This is a genomic window from Micromonospora sp. (genome assembly GCF_048594385.1).
GTDB lineage: Bacteria > Actinomycetota > Actinomycetes > Mycobacteriales > Micromonosporaceae > Micromonospora > Micromonospora wenchangensis.
This window is the reverse complement of record NZ_JBMDWU010000342.1, coordinates 1-16,897: the sequence shown is the minus strand read 5'-3', so window position 1 is coordinate 16,897 and position 16,897 is coordinate 1. Positions and strand designations below refer to the sequence as shown.

13 protein-coding genes and 1 pseudogene are annotated in these 16,897 nt (G+C 73.0%); 8 read left to right on the top strand and 6 right to left on the bottom strand.

The features are described from left to right. A pseudogene (locus ACOJTC_RS18440) lies at nt 1-186 on the bottom strand (hypothetical protein); the annotation flags it as partial. Between the two features lie 359 nt (nt 187-545). On the opposite strand from ACOJTC_RS18440, the gene ACOJTC_RS18435 reads away from it, so the two are divergent. From ACOJTC_RS18435 to ACOJTC_RS18425, 3 genes are all read left to right on the top strand, one after another. Beyond that, complete coding sequence (locus tag ACOJTC_RS18435; RefSeq protein ID WP_067305353.1) at nt 546-740, top strand: hypothetical protein; 195 nt, start codon at nt 546-548, stop codon at nt 738-740. A gap of 291 nt (nt 741-1,031) precedes the next feature. Then, on the top strand, nt 1,032-4,640 hold the full coding sequence (smc, locus tag ACOJTC_RS18430; RefSeq protein WP_420117816.1) for a chromosome segregation protein SMC: 3,609 nt from the start codon (nt 1,032-1,034) through the stop codon (nt 4,638-4,640). Then, on the top strand, nt 4,640-5,257 hold the full coding sequence (locus ACOJTC_RS18425) for an HAD family hydrolase (protein WP_420117815.1): 618 nt from the start codon (nt 4,640-4,642) through the stop codon (nt 5,255-5,257). The genes smc and ACOJTC_RS18425 overlap by 1 nt, the downstream gene beginning before the upstream one ends. A 28-nt stretch (nt 5,258-5,285) precedes the next feature. Here the strand turns inward: ACOJTC_RS18425 and ACOJTC_RS18420 are convergent, their stop codons facing one another. The 5 genes from ACOJTC_RS18420 to ACOJTC_RS18400 form a co-directional block, all read right to left on the bottom strand. Continuing rightward, nucleotides 5,286-5,807 (bottom strand): DinB family protein, encoded by a 522-nt coding sequence (locus tag ACOJTC_RS18420; protein ID WP_420117814.1) that lies wholly within the window; start codon nt 5,805-5,807, stop codon nt 5,286-5,288. Between the two features lie 48 nt (nt 5,808-5,855). Continuing rightward, nucleotides 5,856-6,347, bottom strand: coding sequence for a universal stress protein (locus ACOJTC_RS18415; protein WP_420117813.1), 492 nt, complete (start codon nt 6,345-6,347; stop codon nt 5,856-5,858). Further along, nucleotides 6,344-7,963 carry an MDR family MFS transporter gene (locus tag ACOJTC_RS18410; RefSeq protein WP_420117812.1) on the bottom strand — a complete coding sequence of 540 codons (1,620 nt, stop codon included), beginning with the start codon at nt 7,961-7,963 and terminating at the stop codon, nt 6,344-6,346. The genes ACOJTC_RS18415 and ACOJTC_RS18410 overlap by 4 nt, the downstream gene beginning before the upstream one ends. A 141-nt stretch (nt 7,964-8,104) precedes the next feature. Continuing rightward, entirely contained in the window at nt 8,105-8,542 is a 438-nt protein-coding gene (locus ACOJTC_RS18405) for a MarR family winged helix-turn-helix transcriptional regulator (protein WP_420117811.1), read from the bottom strand. Nucleotides 8,543-8,566: 24 nt separating this feature from the next. Further along, a complete protein-coding gene (locus ACOJTC_RS18400) occupies nt 8,567-10,279 on the bottom strand; it encodes an alkaline phosphatase D family protein (protein WP_420117810.1) in 1,713 nt (570 codons plus the stop codon). A 148-nt stretch (nt 10,280-10,427) separates the two neighbouring features. On the opposite strand from ACOJTC_RS18400, the gene ftsY reads away from it, so the two are divergent. The 5 genes from ftsY to ACOJTC_RS18375 all read left to right on the top strand — a co-directional run bounded on the left by ftsY (nt 10,428) and on the right by ACOJTC_RS18375 (nt 16,808). After that, nucleotides 10,428-11,609 (top strand): signal recognition particle-docking protein FtsY, encoded by a 1,182-nt coding sequence (gene ftsY / locus ACOJTC_RS18395; RefSeq protein ID WP_420117809.1) that lies wholly within the window; start codon nt 10,428-10,430, stop codon nt 11,607-11,609. A 7-nt stretch (nt 11,610-11,616) separates the two neighbouring features. Continuing rightward, a complete protein-coding gene (locus tag ACOJTC_RS18390; protein ID WP_204923815.1) occupies nt 11,617-12,480 on the top strand; it encodes an aminoglycoside phosphotransferase family protein in 864 nt (287 codons plus the stop codon). 229 nt (nt 12,481-12,709) lie between these two features. Continuing rightward, nucleotides 12,710-14,107 carry an ammonium transporter gene (locus ACOJTC_RS18385; protein ID WP_204923816.1) on the top strand — a complete coding sequence of 466 codons (1,398 nt, stop codon included), beginning with the start codon at nt 12,710-12,712 and terminating at the stop codon, nt 14,105-14,107. 25 nt (nt 14,108-14,132) lie between these two features. Then, nucleotides 14,133-14,471 (top strand): P-II family nitrogen regulator, encoded by a 339-nt coding sequence (locus ACOJTC_RS18380; RefSeq protein ID WP_067307311.1) that lies wholly within the window; start codon nt 14,133-14,135, stop codon nt 14,469-14,471. 12 nt (nt 14,472-14,483) lie between these two features. After that, complete coding sequence (locus ACOJTC_RS18375) at nt 14,484-16,808, top strand: [protein-PII] uridylyltransferase (protein ID WP_420117808.1); 2,325 nt, start codon at nt 14,484-14,486, stop codon at nt 16,806-16,808. The last annotated feature ends 89 nt before the right edge of the window (nt 16,809-16,897 follow it).

Genomic DNA, 16,897 nt, shown 5'->3' with positions numbered 1-16,897 from the left:
GTCCGCCCCGGCGGGGCCCGGCTGCGCCGGTGCGCCCGCGGCCGGGTCGTCGCCGAAGAGGTACGCCGAGCGGGGGGCGGGGCGGTCGGTCAGCCAGGCCGGGTCATCCGTCGACGGCTGCGGCCGTCGGTATGCGGCGTCCGGGTCGTTCGGGTCGGTCCAGCCGTACACGCCTGTCGCCTCCACGGGTCGCTTGCGGGCCGGGGTGACGCTACGGCGGCCACGGAACAGCGGCAATGTGGCTAAGGAAGAGTTAAGGAGGGACGACCGTCCAGGGTCACCGTACCCGTCCGGGAAGGCGTAGAGTCAAGGAGTCCGGACAGAGAGTGTCCGAGCCTTGCGGCCCCCTCAGCAAGTGCACAGGGCAGACGTGGAGATGATCTACGGCCTGCGAGAACTTGACGAACGAGGGGTTATCGCTCAATATGTAGGTGTCGCCAGTCGCGCCCAGCCACGCCCGGATTTCGATGGCCTGGTAGTAGTCGCGAACACGAAATGGGCGCGCGTTGGCCGGCTTTTCCGGCAGCGCATATCAAGGAGTCAGCATGGCGAAGGCCCTCTACGGCCACGTAGGTGCAGCGCCCGACCGGCGTCTGCTCGACGAGGTCACCCGACTGCGTTCCAGGGTCCAGGCCCTGGAGTTCGAGATCACGCGCCTGCGTGCCGACAACGATCGGCTCGCGGCGGCTGCGGCGGAGGTGGACGACCTCCTCCGGCTGGCCGAGCCGGCGCTCACCTGATCGTCGGGTACGCAGAAAACTGAACAGCACCACCGCGAAAAAGCGCGCCGACACTTTCGTGCCGGCGCGCAGTGCTGTCCGCCACATATTTCTCCGCTCACCAATTCACGATCTTGCGAACCGATGTGGCGTGGGCCACCCCGATCAATTCCACCCCCCGCACGGCGGTCGGCCGGCGGTCCCGGGGCGGGTCGCGTGCCGGTCGCCGCGTACCCACGGGTTAGTCTGCGGGTTCACCAGGTCCGCGCAGCCCGCGACGCCTGCGGTGGCCACCGGACGAGGATCGGACAGGTGCATCTCAAGAGTCTGACGGTGAAGGGGTTCAAGTCCTTCGCCTCCGCCACGACGCTGAAGCTGGAGCCCGGGATCACCTGCGTGGTCGGCCCGAACGGCTCCGGCAAGTCCAACGTCGTCGACGCGATCGCCTGGGTGCTGGGCGAGCAGGGCGCCAAGGCGCTGCGCGGCGGCAAGATGGAGGACGTCATCTTCGCCGGCACCGCCGGGCGGGCGCCGCTGGGCCGGGCCGAGGTCACCCTCACCATCGACAACACCGACGGCGCGCTGCCGATCGAGTACACCGAGGTCTCCATCACCCGCCGGATGTTCCGCTCCGGCGAGAGCGAGTACGAGATCAACGGCGACTCCTGCCGGCTGCTCGACATCCAGGAGCTGCTCAGCGACTCCGGCATCGGCCGGGAGATGCACATCATCGTCGGCCAGGGTCGGCTCGACGGCATGCTGCACGCCAAGCCGGAGGACCGCCGCTCGTTCATCGAGGAGGCGGCCGGGGTCCTCAAGCACCGCAAGCGCAAGGAGAAGGCGCTGCGGAAGCTCGACGCGATGCAGACGAACCTCAACCGGCTGACCGACCTCACCGCCGAGCTGCGCCGTCAGCTCAAGCCGCTGGGCCGCCAGGCCGAGGTGGCCCGCCGGGCCGCCGCCATCCAGGCCAACCTGCGCGACGCCCGGCTCCGGCTGCTCGCCGACGACCTGCACACCCTGCGGGCCACCCTCGACAAGGAGATCGCCGACGAGACGGCGCTGCGCCAGCGGCGCGAACAGATCGAGGGCGAACACGCCGAGGTCCAGGGCCGCCTCGGCGAGTTGGAGGCCGCGCTCGCCGAGGACGCGCCGCTGCTCGCCGCCGCCCAGGACACCTGGTACAAGCTCTCCGCGCTCTCCGAACGGTTCCGCTCGGTGGAGCAGGTGGCCCGGGAACGGCTGCGCCACCTCAGCGCCACCGGCGACGACGAGCGCCCCGGCCGCGACCCCGACCAGTTGGAGGCCGAGTCGCAGCGGGTCCGCGAGCAGGAGGAGGAGCTGCGCGCGGCGCTCACCGACGACCAGATCCGGCTCGCCGAGGCCGTCGAGCACCGGCAGGAGCTGGAACGCCAGCTCGCCGCCGCCGAACGGGAACTGGTCGCCGCCGCCAAGGCGATCGCCGACCGGCGGGAGGGGCTGGCCCGGCTGACCGGGCAGGTGAACTCGGCGCAGGCGCGGACCACGAGCGCCGGTGAGGAGATCGAGCGGCTCGCCGCCGCCCACGCCGACGCCCTGGCCCGCGCCGACCAGGCCCAGGCCGAGCTGGACGCGGTCGCCGAACAGTCCACCGAGGCCGACCGGGACAACGCCGAACTGGACGACCGGCACGCCGAGGCGGTGGCCGCCCACGAGCGGGCCCAGGCCACCGTCCGGGCGCTGGCCGACACCGAGCGGGCCGCCGAGAAGGACGCCGCGACGTGGAAGGCCCGCGAGGAGGCGCTCGCCCTGGGGCTGCGCCGCAAGGACGGTGCCGGGGCGCTGCTCGCCCGCGCCGACGAGGTGCCCGGCCTGCTGGGCAGCCTGGCCGGGTTGCTCACCGTCGCCGCCGGCCACGAGGCGGCGCTCGCCGCGGCGCTCGGCGGGCTGGCCGACGCGGTCGCGGTCACCGGTGTCGACGAGGCCGTCGAGGCGATGCGGCTGCTGAAGATCTCCGACGCCGGCCGGGCCGGCCTGCTGGTCGGCAGCCCCGCCGGCCCCGGCATGACCGGCTCCGCCGACGCGCTGCGCCCCCGGCTTCCGGAGACCGCCCGGTGGGCACCGGACCTGGTGGAGTGCGCCCCCGAGTTGCGTCCCGCCGTACACCGGGCGCTGCGCGACGTGGCGCTGGTCGACGACCTCGCTGCCGCCGCCGAGCTGGTCGCGGGCAACCCGGAGCTGCGCGCGGTCACCCCGGACGGCGACGTGGTCGGGGCGTACGCGGCGGCCGGCGGGTCGGCCAAGGCGGCCAGCTTCATCGAGGTGCAGGCCGCCGTGGAGGAGGCCCGCACCAACCGGCTCACCGCCGAGCGGACGGCCGCCGAGCTGCGCGAACAGTTGGTCGACGCCCGGGCCGAGGTGGCCGCCGCGAAGGAGGCGGTGCAGCACGCCGCCGCCGCCAAGCGGGAGGCGGAAGGCCACCGCAACGCCGCCGCCCGTCGGCTGGCCGAGCTGGGTGCGGCGGCCCGGTCGGCGAAGGCGGAGACCGACCGGCTCGGCGAGAGCCGGTCCCGCGCCGAGGCGGCCCGGGAACGTGACCTGGCCGCCCTCGCCGAGCTGGCGGAACGGCTGCGGCTCGCCGAGGACACCCCGATCGACGCGGAACCCTCCACCGAGGAACGGGACCAGCTCGCCGCGATGGTGCCCCGGGCCCGGCAGAACGAGATGGAGGTCCGCCTCGCGGTGCGTACCGCCGAGGAACGGGTCGCCTCGATCGCCGGCCGGGCCGACTCGCTGGCCCGGCAGGCCACCGCCGAACGGGCGGCCCGGGAGCGGGCGGCGGCCCGGCGGGCGGCCCGGACCCGGGGGGCGGCGATCGCCCGCGCCGTGGTCGGTGGGGCCCGCGAGGCGCCGACCCGGCTCGGCACCTCCATCGCGCGGGCCGAGGAGCACCGCGACGCGGTCGCCCGCGAACGCGCCGCCCGGGAGGCCGAACTCCAGGAGGTACGCGGCGCGGCGAAGCGGCTCGGCGCGGAGCTGGAGCGGCTGACCAGCCAGGTGCACCGGGACGAGGTGGCCCGCGCCGAGCAGCGGCTGCGCATCGAGCAGTTGGAGGCCAAGGCCGCCGAGGACTTCGGCCTGGACGTGGAGACCCTGGTCGCCGAGTACGGCCCGACCCAGCCCGTGCCGCCGACCCCGGTGGACGTGGCGGCGGCCGAACGCGACGGCCTGCCGGTGCCGGAGCCGGTCCGTTACGAGCGGCCGGTGCAGGAGAAGCGGGCCGCCAAGGCGGAACGGGAACTGGCCCTGCTCGGCAAGGTCAACCCGCTCGCGTTGGAGGAGTTCGCCGCCCTGGAGGAGCGCTTCAAGTTCCTCTCCGAGCAGCTGGAGGACCTCAAGGCCACCCGGCGTGACCTGCTCACCGTGGTCAAGGACGTCGACGAGCGCATCCTGGAGGTCTTCGCCAGCGCGTTCGCCGACACGGCCCGCGAGTTCGAGCAGGTCTTCACGGTGCTCTTCCCCGGTGGCGAGGGCCGGTTGATCCTCACCGAGCCGGACGACCTGCTCAGCACCGGTGTGGAGGTGGAGGCCCGGCCGCCCGGCAAGAAGATCAAACGGCTGTCGCTGCTCTCCGGCGGCGAGCGGTCGCTGACCGCCGTGGCGATGCTGGTGGCGATCTTCCGGGCCCGGCCCAGCCCGTTCTACATCATGGACGAGGTGGAGGCGGCCCTCGACGACGTCAACCTGGGCCGGTTGATCACCCTGCTCGCCCAGTTGCGGGAGAAGAGCCAGCTCATCGTCATCACCCACCAGAAGCGGACCATGGAGATCGCCGACGCGCTCTACGGCGTGACCATGCGCAGCGGCGTCACCCAGGTGATCAGTCAACGGCTCAACCGGACCGACGCCGAGCGGTCCGACCGACACGAGGAGAATCAGTAGTGGCACGGGAACGGCCGACGGCGCTCCTGCTCGACTTCGACGGCGTGCTGCGCCACTGGGACCCGGCGGTGGCCGCCGACGTCGAACGGGAGTACGGCCTCGCCGCCGGGGTGCTCGGCGAGATCGCCATGCACTGGGGGCGGCTGCAACCGGTGCTGACCGGGCAGGTCAGCCACGCCGACTGGATGTCCAGTGTGGTCGACGCGCTGAGCGAGTCGGTCGGCCCCCAGCGGGCGCGGGCGGCCGTGGAGCAGTGGCAGCGCTACCGGGGTGAGGTCGACGCCGACGTGCTGGCCCTCGTCCGCGAGGCGCGGGCCGCCGGCATCCGGGCCGGGCTGGGCACCAACGCCACCGACCTGCTCGACACCGACCTCGCCGAGCTGGGCCTGGTCGGCGAGCTGGACGTGGTGGTCAACTCCTCGGTCGTCGGGGTGCACAAGCCGGCGAAGGAGTACTTCCAGGCCGCCTGCACCGCCCTGGAGACCCCGCCCGCCCGGGTGCTCTTCGTCGACGACGAGGACTGGGCGATCCGGGGGGCGCGGGCGGCCGGGCTGTCGGCGTACCGGTGGAGTGGGCCGGAGGGACTGCGCTACCTGCGGGCGGCGCTGGGGCTCTGACCTCCGGCCGGGCCGGTCGGCGGCGGGGTCATTCGCCGGTGACCCCGTCGAGGCGTTCCCGGAGCAGGTCGGCGTGGCCGTTGTGCCGGGCGTACTCCTCGATCAGGTGCAGGTAGACCCAGCGCAGGCTGAAGGTCCGTTTCTTGGCGCCGACCTCGGTGAACGTCTCGTCGAGCGAGCGGCCGACGGTGGCGGCCCGGGCCAGGGTGACCTGCTCGTGGTAGGTGGCGAAGTCGGCCTCGGCGTCGGCGTGGGTCACGTCGAGGTCGGCGTCCGGGTTCTCGGGTGTGCCGTACGGGTAGTCGACCTGGTGCCCGGCGAAGTTCTCCCGGAACCACCAGGACTCCACCTCGCCCAGGTGGCGGACCAGGCCGAGCAGGGTCAGTGTCGACGGCTGCACGCTCGGGGTGCGCAACTGCTCGCCGGTCAGCCCGGCGCACTTGAGCAGCAGGGTCTGCCGATGGTAGTCGAGCCAGCTCTCCAGCATGGCCCGCTCGTCGCCGACGGGAAGTTCAGGGGTCCGGGTGATCTCCGGTGCACGCCAGGTCATGCCGGCATCCTCGCCGACCGGTCCGACATTCCCCGGACCCCGCCCCGGTCAGGGGACGACGAGGACCGGCCAGCGGCCGGTGCGGACCAGGCGGGTGGCGACGGAACCGACCAGCCGGTGCCCCGCCTGCTCGGAGGAGCCGACCACCACCAGGTCCGCCCGGGACTCGTCGGCCGCCGCCCGCAGCTCGGTGTACGCGTCCCCACGCCGGCACAGGAACGTCACCGGCAGCCCCAGTTCCTCCGCGCCCCGGCGGCACTCCTGCCGCAGATCGTCGGCGAGTTCGTCGTGGGTCTGCTGGACCGCCCCGGCCACCACCCCCGGCATGAGGGAGACGTAGCCGGCCGGGGCGCTGACGAAGACCACCACCAGCCCGGCGCCCTGCCTGCGGGCCAGCCCCGCCGCGTACGACGCGGCACGTAGCGAGGTCCGGCTGCCGTCGACGCCGACCAGCACCACCCGGGGCCCGTCGGTGCCCCGCTCGAACTCCAGCGGGCGGGCCTGTGGGCCGTACTGCTCACGCTCGACGGGGATGCTCACCGGTCGGTCCCGGTGCGGACCACCGCCGCCCCGCCGCCCGCGGCGACGGCGGACTCCTGCGCGACGGTGTCGGTGACGGCGTCCCCGGTGTGCATGCGCAGCGGGATCTCCTTGATGAAGATCACCGCGATCAGGGCGATCAGCCCGAACGGGGCGGCGGCCAGGAAGATGTCGCCGGCACCGTGGCCGTAGGCGCTCTCCACCACGATCCGGATCGGGCCCGGCAGGGTGTGCACGTCGGGTAGGACGCCGCCGCTACCCGAGCCGGAGGCCGGGATGCCCAGGGCGGTGAGGCCGTCGGCGATGTAGTCCTTGACCCGGTGGCCGAGGACCGCGCCGAGCACGGACACGCCGACCGCGCCGCCGAGGCTGCGGAAGAACGCCACCACCGAGCTGGCCGCGCCGAGTTCGTGGGTGCTGACGGTGTTCTGCACGGCGAGGACGAGGTTCTGCATGGTCATGCCGAGCCCGAGGCCGATCAGCGCCATGTAGATGGCGAGGTGCCAGTACGGGGTGTCGTAGCGGATCGTGCCCATCAGCGCGAAGCCGGCGGTGAGCAGCGCGGAACCGGCGACCAGGTAGCGCTTCCAACGGCCGGTCCGGGTGATGATCCGGCCGACGACGACGGAGGAGACCAGCAGGCCGAGGATCATCGGCATGGTCATCAGGCCGGACATGGTCGGGCTCTCGCCCCGGCTGATCTGGAAGTACTGACCCAGGAAGACCGATGCGCCGAACATGCCCACGCCGACGGCGATGCTGGCGACGACGGCGAGGGTGATGGTGCGGTTGCGGAACAGCCGCGGCGGGATCATCGGCTCGCTGGCCCGGTTCTCCACCCGGATGGCGAGCGTGCCGAGCACGACCGCGCCGGTCACCATGACGGCGCTCTGCCAGGAGATCCAGTCGTACTTGTCGCCGGCCAGGGTGACCCAGATCAGCAGCAGCGACACGGCGGCGGTGATCAGGGTCGCGCCCCACCAGTCGATCTTCACCTGGCGCTTGACGACCGGCAGGTGCAGGGTCTTCTGGAGCACCACCAGGGCGGCGATGGCGAACGGCACGCCGACGTAGAAGCACCAGCGCCAGCCGAGCCAGGAGGTGTCGACGATGACGCCGCCGATCAGCGGGCCGCCGATGGTGCCGACGGCCATCACCGCGCCGAGGTAGCCGCTGTACCGGCCGCGTTCGCGGGGCGCGATCATCGTCGCCATGATCACCTGGGCCAGGGCGGTGAGGCCGCCGGCCCCGACGCCCTGGAGCACCCGGCAGGCGATGAGCTGTTCGGTGGACTGGGACAGCCCGGCCAGCACGGAGCCCAGCACGAAGATGGCCAGGGAGAGCTGGACCAGAATCTTCTTGCTGGTCAGGTCGGCGAGCTTGCCCCAGATCGGGGTGGTCGCGGTGGTCGCCAGCAGGGTCGAGGTGACCACCCAGGTGTAGGCGGACTGACCGCCCTTGAGCTCGGTGATGATCCGCGGCAGCGCGTTGGAGACGACCGTGGAGGAGAGGATCGCGACGAACATGCCCAGCAGCAGTCCGGAGAGGGCCTCCAGGATCTGCCGGTGGGTCATCTCGACGCCGGTCGCCCGGGTGGGCGCTGTCGCCTGGGTCATCGTCGCTGCCTCCGCTGGTGGTGAAAAGGGTGCCTCGGGCAACCGTAAGTGTTTGTTGCCTCAAGCAACAACCGGACGTGACGTGGCTCTATTCCCCCGGACCCGGGGCACGACGACGCCTGACCCGGGGCGCGGCCGGGTTCAGAAGGTCTCGTTGAACCGGTGCATCAGGCGGGCGAACTCCTCGACGTCCCGCTTCGGCCAGGTCTCCATCGACCTGTTGATCTGGTCCATCCGGGCCGACCGGGCCGCGTCGAAGCGCCGGGTGCCCTCCTCGGTCAGCCGTAGCTGCGCCGCCCGCCGGTCGGCCGGGTCCGGATCGCGGCGCACCAGGCCCAGCGCCTCCAGCCCCTGGATCTGCCGGCTCAGCGTGCCCTTACCGATACCCAGCTCGGCGGCCAGGTCGGTCAACCGGGTCGACCCGGACCGGCGCAGCCACAGCAGCAGGCCGTACGCGTTGGGCTCCAGGTTGGGATGCACCTCCCGGGCGATCTCCCAGGACAGCGCCCGGCCCCGGCGGAGCAACGCGGTCAGTTCGTGCTCCAGCACGCGCAGTGTCTCCGGCAGATGATCGTCCACGGCACCGAGGGTACGTGGCGCGGGTCACTTCGCCGAGGAGAGCCGCTGCCGGGCCACCTCACGCAGGTGCCCGTCGCTGGTGGTGCCCTCGATCAGCACCACCGCCTCCCGCCCGGTGTGGCGCAACGTGCTCACCGCGTTGCCGAAGTACGGGCCGGCGAGCTTCTTCCAGCGCACCGTCGGGCGGCGTACCCCGGCGGAGCGGGCCAGCGCCCGGGTGGCCGCCGCCGGCCCCGCGCTCCAGCCCAGCTTCATCAGCGGGCGCATCGCCGCCGGCACCTGGTTGTGGATCGGGGAGCAGGTGAGCTGGTGCACCGGGGTGCGTACCGTCGGGTCGTCGAACCGGGCGCGGGCCACGTACGAGTGGTGCACGTCGCCGGAGAGCACGCTGATCGACGCCGGCGCCGGGTAGGCGGGCCCCGCGCCGACCCGGTCCCCGGTGCTGCCCGGCTCGCCGCTGCCCAGCCGCACGAACAGCGCCCCGAGGGCGTCGAACGAGCGGCGGAACGCGGCCCAGTGCTCCAGGTCCAGCGCCCGGCGCAGCTTCTCGGCCAGCCCGGCGACCCACGGCCTGCCGGAGTCGGCCAGCTTCTCGTTCCACGCCTCCACGTGGTGGATGCCCGGCGGCAGCAGCCAGGGCAGCGACGCGCCGACCACCAGGTGGTCGTAGACCCCGTGGGCCCGGTCCAGGAACCAGGACCACTCGCCGGCCGGCAGCATCGACCGGGCACCCGGTTCGAGTACCCGGCTGCACCTGTTGTCCAGCATGACCAGCCGGGTCCGGCCCAGGTCCAGCGCGTAGCTCCACTGGTACTGCACGGCCCGCCAGCGCTCGGTGTCGTGCGCCTCGTCGGCCTCCTTGTCCACCCGCTCGCCGAACTCGCGCAGCACCGTGGTGGCGTCCTCGGCGGCGACCACCTTGGCGTAGAGCGGGTCGGCGGCGATCTCGTCCGGGGCGAGGTTGCCCAGGTGCTGGTAGACCCAGTAGGAGGCCAGGCCGCTGCGGATCCGCTCGGCCCACCAGGCCTGCTGGCGCATGTCGGCCCGCCACGACTTCGAGGTGTTCCAGTCGTCGATCACCTCGTGGTCGTCGAAGATCATCACGCTCGGCACGGTGGAGAGCAGCCAGCGGATCTCCGGGTCGCGCCACGACTCCAGGTAGAGCTTGGTGTACTCGTCGAAGCTGACCACCTGGTCGGCCGGGGCGTCCTTCGGCCGCCGCCGACGCCGCTTGAGCAGCCGCCGGACCGTGGGCGAGGTGACGTCGGCGTAGACCTGGTCACCGAGCAGCACCAGCAGGTCGGGCAGATCGCCCGGGTCGGGCGCGGCCATCAGCCGCCGGGCGTACGCGTCCAGCGCGTCCGGGGGCAGCTTGCGGGTGGTGTTGTGCTGGGTGGTCTCGCGGCACGACCCGAAGATCAGGCTCACCGGCTGGTCCCGGTCGTCGGCCGCCCTGGTCCGGATCACGCTGGGCGGGAACCCGTCGCGGGCCACCGGCCAGACCAGCTCGTCGTCGACCAGCACCTCGTAGGTGGTGGCGTGGTCCGGGGTCAGCCCCTCCACCACCACCAGCGCGTAGTGGTGGTCGTACGCGGAGAAGGTCGGCGCGGAGCCGGTGGCGCCGTCGGCCGTGCGGACGGTGACCACCGCGGGCCCGCTGGTCTCGACCCACACCGTCGCCCGGGTGTCGACGACCCGGCGCAGCAACGGGCCGATGAGCAGACGTGGCTCGGGCATGGGTGGCACCTCCGAGGAGAAGACGGTTCATCTCTGCTACCCCGTGGGCGGGTGGGTCACCCCCGGCAGCGGCGAGCGTACCCGCAGCTCGCCCGGGTCTGGAGGCGGTGAGTGGGACGCGGTCGTCGGCATCTGACAGGATTTCGGCATGACGGACTACCTCCTCGTCGCACTGGCCCTGCTCGGCGTGCTGATCCTCGGCGGCCTCGGCCTGGTCGTGCCCCGGCTGCGTCGGCGTGCCGCACCCCCGCTGCCGCAGACCGAGGTCGACACCCGGGCCGAGGAGGACCTGGCCGGGCCACCCGTCGAGGCGGCCGAATCCGACCGGTCCACCGGCGTGCTGGTCGAGCCGCCGGGGGCGACGGCCCCGCCGCTGGAGGGTCCCGAGCCGACCGCCGGCCGGCTGGTCCGGCTGCGGTCCCGGCTGGCCCGCTCGCAGAACGCCTTCGGCAAGGGCCTGCTCGGCCTGCTCGCCCGCGACCACCTCGACGAGGACGCCTGGGAGGAGATCGAGGACAGCCTGATCACCGCCGACGTCGGCATCGACGCCACCCGGGACATCGTCGACCGGCTCCGCGAGCGGACCCGGGTGCTCGGCACCCGCTCCGCCGGTGAGCTGCGCGACCTGCTCGCCACCGAGCTGGTCACCGCGCTCGACCCGGGCCTGGACCGGTCGCTGCGCACCACCGGCCGCGACGGCGTGCCGGCGGTGCTGCTGGTGGTCGGGGTCAACGGCGCGGGCAAGACCACCACCTGCGGCAAGATCGCCCGGGTGCTGGTCGCCGACGGGCGCTCGGTCACCCTCGGCGCGGCCGACACCTTCCGGGCCGCCGCCGCCGACCAGCTGGAGACCTGGGGTGGCCGGGTGGGCGCCGAGACGGTCCGGGGCGCCGAGGGCGCCGACCCGGCAAGCGTGGCCTTCGACGCGGTCCGCCGGGGCATCGACGCCGGCACCGACACCGTGCTCATCGACACCGCCGGCCGGTTGCAGAACAAGATCGGCCTGATGGACGAGCTGGGCAAGGTCAAGCGGGTGGTGGAGAAGCACGGCCCGATCGACGAGACGCTGCTGATCCTGGACGCCACCACCGGGCAGAACGGGCTGGAACAGGCCCGGGTCTTCACCGAGGTGGTGAACGTGACAGGCGTGGTGTTGACCAAGCTCGACGGGACGGCCAAGGGCGGCATCGTGATCGCCGTCCAGCGCAAGCTCGGCATCCCGGTCAAGCTGGTCGGCCTCGGCGAGGGCGCGGACGATCTGGCCCCCTTCGACCCGGCGCAGTTCGTCGACGCGCTGCTCGGCACCGAGCCGCTCGCCCGGGACGCGTAACCTCGCGGTGAGCAACGACGATCGCGCGTACGCCGGGTGGCGTGACCCCCGCCATGCGGCGCCGGGCCTGGGGAGACCGTACGTGACCTCGCAGGAGATCCCGCTGCACGGCGGGAACGTGAGCACCGTCGTCCGGGTCGGCGACACCGTCCGACGCAACGCCGGCCCGTGGACGCCCTCGGTGCACGCCCTCCTGCGCCACCTGGAGTACGTCGGGTTCACCGGCGCCCCCCGGGCGCTGGGCATGGACGAGCGCAACCGGGAGGTGCTGTCCTACCTCGAAGGGGAGTGCGGGGAGTACCCGCTGGCCCCGCACTGGGTGACCGACGAGGCGCTGGTGACGGTGGCGACCATGCTGCGGATGTTCCACGACGCCCAGTACGGTTTCGCCCCGCCGCCCGGCGCGGTCTGGCGCTCGTTCGGGCCGCCGCCACCGGACACCGAGGTGATCTGCCACCACGACGCCGCCCCGCACAACGTGATCTGGCGGCCCGACGGCACCCTCGGCCTGATCGACTTCGACCTCGCCTCGCCCGGGGCCCGGATCTACGACGTGGCGTACGCGGCGTGGACCTGGGTGCCGATCTTCGCCGACCGGGACTCGATCACGCTCGGCTGGAAGCACCCGGACCGGCCGCGCCGGCTGCGGCTCTTCGCCGACGCGTACGGGCTGATCCCCCGGGACCGGCACCGGCTGATCCGGACCATCCGCAAGCGGATCGTCGACCACGTTGAGGGCATCCGGCGGATGGCGGCGGCGGGGGAGCCCGCGTTCGTCCGGATCGTGCACAAGGGTCACCTCCGTCGCCCGATGCGCGATCTGCGCCTGCTCGACTACGAACGGCACACCCTGGAGTACGCCCTGCGCTGACGACCGCAACGGGGAAAGAGTGGCCGTTCGTTGCCGGAACGGCCACTCTTTCGTATCCGGAGTTTCATGATCGAGGTTCTTCACACGCCGGAAACAACCCGTCACGTGTCGGAAATCGAGGGGTGTCGGTCCAGGAAACAGCAGCCGGCCAAGCTTCCGCGCAACCGGCGTACGGGCGACGCTGCCCCGGAAGCCGCGAAGGAGGGAACTTCACCTTTAGGAGGCCAGCGTGCCTGAAGCACCGACGATCGACGGCGGCAACACCGTTTGGCTGCTGGTTTCGACCGCTCTCGTGCTGCTCATGACCCCCGGACTGGCGCTGTTCTACGGCGGCCTCAACCGGGCCAAGGGCGTGCTCAACATGATGATGATGAGCTTCTCCGCCATCGGGCTCATCTCTGTTCTGTGGTGGTTCTACGGTTTCAGCATTGCTTTCGGGACCGACGTCAACGGTTTCTGGGGCGACCCCGGTGCGTACCTGGGCACCAAGACCTTCCTCGCCGAGACCGACCTGTGGGGCGCCACGGCGGAGAACCCCAGCGGCATCGGCGTCCCGCTGTACGTGTTCATGGCGTTCCAGATGGTCTTCGCGGTGATCACCGTCGCGCTGATCAGCGGTGCGATCTCCGACCGGGCCAAGTTCGGCGGCTGGCTGCTGTTCGCCTTCGGCTGGGCCACCCTGGTCTACTTCCCCGTCGCCCACTGGGTGTGGGGCGGCGGCATCATCGGCGCCAAGATCCACGCGCTCGACTTCGCCGGTGGTACCGCGGTGCACATCAACGCCGGTGCGGCGGCCCTGGCCGTCGCCCTGGTGCTCGGCAAGCGGCTCGGCTGGCCGCGTGAGGGCATGAAGCCGCACAACATCCCGCTGGTCGCGCTCGGCGCCGGCCTGCTGTGGTTCGGCTGGTTCGGCTTCAACGCCGGGTCGGAGCTGACCGTCGACTCGGTCGCCGGGCTGGCCTTCATCAACACCCAGCTCGCCACCGCCGCGGCGGTGCTCGGCTGGATCGCGGTGGAGTGGATCAAGGACAAGAAGCCGACCATGGTCGGTGCCTCGTCCGGTGCCGTCGCCGGTCTGGTCGCCATCACCCCGGCCTGCGGGTTCATCGCCCCCTGGGCGGCCGTCCTGCTCGGCATCGTCGCCGGTGTGGTCTGCGCCCTGGCCATCAGCCTGAAGTACAAGCTCGGCTACGACGACTCGCTCGACGTGGTCGGCGTGCACTTCGTCGGCGGTTGGATCGGGTCGCTGTGGCTCGGCCTGTTCGCCACCAACTCGGTCAACGCCGCGATCAGCGACGTGGTCGGCGCCTCCGACGGCCTGTTCTACGGCGGCGGCGTGACCCAGTTCGGCCGCCAGGCCCTCGCCGGCCTGATCGTGACCGCCTGGTCCTTCGGGGTCGCCTGGGTGCTCGCCTTCGTCATCGACAAGACCCTCGGTTTCCGGGTCAAGGCCGAGGACGAGGTCGAGGGTATCGACATCAGCGAGCACGCGGAGAGCGGTTACGACCTCTCCCCGAGCACCGGCGGTGCCGGTGGCGGGGCGTTCGCGATGGCCGGGATCACCCCGGGTGGCGCGAAGGCCTCCGAGCCGGCCGCCGCGCCGGTGGACGAGAAGGTCGCCGGTTAACGTTCGGAGAATGGAGGGCATGGACATGAAGCTGGTGACCGCGGTCATCAAGCCGTACCAACTGGACGCGGTGAAGGAGGCCCTGCACGCTCTCGGCGTTGCCGGCCTGACCGTCAGCGAGGTCCAGGGGTACGGGCGTCAGAAGGGGCACACCGAGGTTTACCGGGGTGCCGAGTACACGGTCGAGTTCCTGCCCAAGATCCGGGTCGAGGTGCTCACCGACGAGATGGACGTCGACAAGGTCGTCGACGCGATCGTGGCCGCCGCCCGTACCGGCAAGATCGGTGACGGCAAGGTCTGGGTGACCGGCGTGGAAGAGGTCGTCCGGGTTCGTACCGGCGAGCGCGGCCTCGACGCCCTGTAGGAGGACCTGTAGATGACCCCGTCGACCAGGAGGAACGCGTCGGACGACAGCACCGACGCAGGGACGGACCTCCTGGTCGACGGGGTCGTCGGGGTTCCCGCGGGCATCGGCGAACCGGCCCGGCTCGCCCGGGCCGGGGCGTTCGACGCCTGGCTGCACGGCCTGCTGCCGGCCCGGGAGGGCATCGCGCTGATCGCCGTCGGCGGCCTCGGCCGTCGGCAGTGCGCACCCTACGGGGACCTCGACCTCGTGCTGCTGCACGCCGGGGTGGCCGGGGTGGACGAGTTGGCCGCCTCACTGTGGTACCCGATCTGGGACGCCGGGGTCCGGCTCGACCACTCCGTGCGTACCCTCGCCGAGGCGCTGTCGGTGGCCCAGGACGACGTCAAGGTCGCCCTGGCCCTGCTCGACGCCCGGTTCGTCGCCGGTGACCGGGCGCTGGCCGACACCCTCACCCGGACCGCCACCGACCACTGGCGGCGGACCGCCGTCCGCCAGCTGCCCGCCCTGCGGGAGATCACCGAGGTGCGCTGGCGTACCCACGGTGAACTGGCCTTCCTGCTCGAAGGCGACCTGAAGGAGGCCGCCGGCGGGCTGCGCGACGTGGGCATCCTGCGGGCCATCGCCACCGCCGGGATCACCGACGCGCTGCGTCCCGCCGTCCGCGCCGCCCACCTGCGGCTGCTGGACACCCGCGACGCCCTCCACCAGCAGGTGGGACGCCGGGTCGACCGGCTGGTCGCCCAGGAACGCGCCGGGGTGGCCGCGCTGCTCGGCCTGCGCCAGTCGGCGGCCGCGGCCGCCGAGGCCGGGGCGCGGGCGGACTCCGGCGACGGTGACGCCCTGCTGCGCCGGGTGGCCGGCGACGCGCGCACCGTCAGCCACGCCCTCGACGACGCCTGGCGGGCCGCCGACCGGCTCCGCTCCGGCCGTCGCCGGGGCACCGACGGCCGGCCGCTGCGCCGCCCGGTCGCCCGGGACGTGGTCGAGCACGACGGGGAACTGGTGCTCGCCCGGACCGCCATCGGGGCCCGCCCCGACCCGAGCCTGTCGCTGCGGATCGCCGCCGCCGCAGCCACCCACCGGCTGCCGATCGCGCGGGCCACCTGCGAGTGGCTGGCCGCGTACTGCCCGCCGCTGCCCGCGCCCTGGCCGCCGGCCGCCCGGGCCGCGTTCGTCACCCTGCTCGGCGCCGGCCCCGGCCTGGTGCCCGCCTGGGAGACCTGCGACCGGTACGGCCTGATCGACGGCTGGCTGCCCGAGTGGACCCGGATGCGCAGCCTGCCCCAGCACAACCCGGTGCACCGGTTCACCCTCGACCGGCACCTGGTGCAGGCCGCGTACGAGGCGAGCCGGCACACCCGCGACGTCGAGCGCCCCGACCTGCTGCTGATCGGCGCGTTCCTGCACGACATCGGCAAGGGGTTGGACGGCGACCACTCCACCGTCGGCGCACCGCTGGCCGAGGCGGTGGCCACCCGGATCGGCCTGCCCGCCGAGGAGGCGGCGCTGATCGGCACGCTGGTCCGGCTGCACCTGCTCCTGCCCGACGTGGCGACCCGCCGCGACCTGTCCGACCCGAAGACGATCGCCGGGGTGGCCGAGCGGGTCGGCGACACCACCACGCTGGAGCTGCTGCACGCCCTGGTGCTGGCCGACGCCGCCGCCACCGGCCCGGCCGCCTGGTCCGGGTGGAAGGGGCGGCTGATCGCCGAGCTGGTCGCCCGGGTGCGGACCACCCTGGACACGGGCGTGGTGCCCGCCCCGCCGGCCCCCGACCCGGCGCTGGTCTCCGGGCCGCTGCCGGTCGTACACCTGACCGAGGACCGGGTGGCGGTGGCCGCGGCCGACCGGCGGGGGCTGCTCGCCACGGTCGCCGGTTGCCTGGCCCTGCACCGGCTGGAGGTGATCTCGGCGGACGCCGCCACGGTCGACGGCCGGGCCCTGGTCGAGTGCCGGGTGCAGCCGCGCTACGGGCTGGCCCCGGACCCGATCGCGCTCAGCGCCGATCTGCGGCGCGCGGTCGCCGGTGACGTCTCGGTGACCCAACGGCTGCGCGGCCGGGCGCTGGCCGCCCGCAGCGGGGGAGCGGCCCCCCGGGTCGTCTGGCACCGGGAGGCGGCCACCGACGCGGTCCTGCTGGAGCTGCGCGCCGCCGACGCGGCCGGCCTGCTCTACCGGGTCACCTGCGCGCTGGACGAGGCCGGGGCGCAGGTGCGCGCCGCCCGGATCTCCACCCTCGGCGGTGACGTGGTCGACGCGTTCTACCTGGTCGGTGGCTGGCCGTCGGACGAGCAGCGGGACCACATCGAGGCCGCCGTCCTCGCCGCCGTGTAGGACCGCCGGCCGGAGGCGGTGCCGCCCGCCACCTGGTGCCGGTGGACCTGCCGGGTGCCCGGTGTCCACCGGCCGGGCCGGCGGGCGCG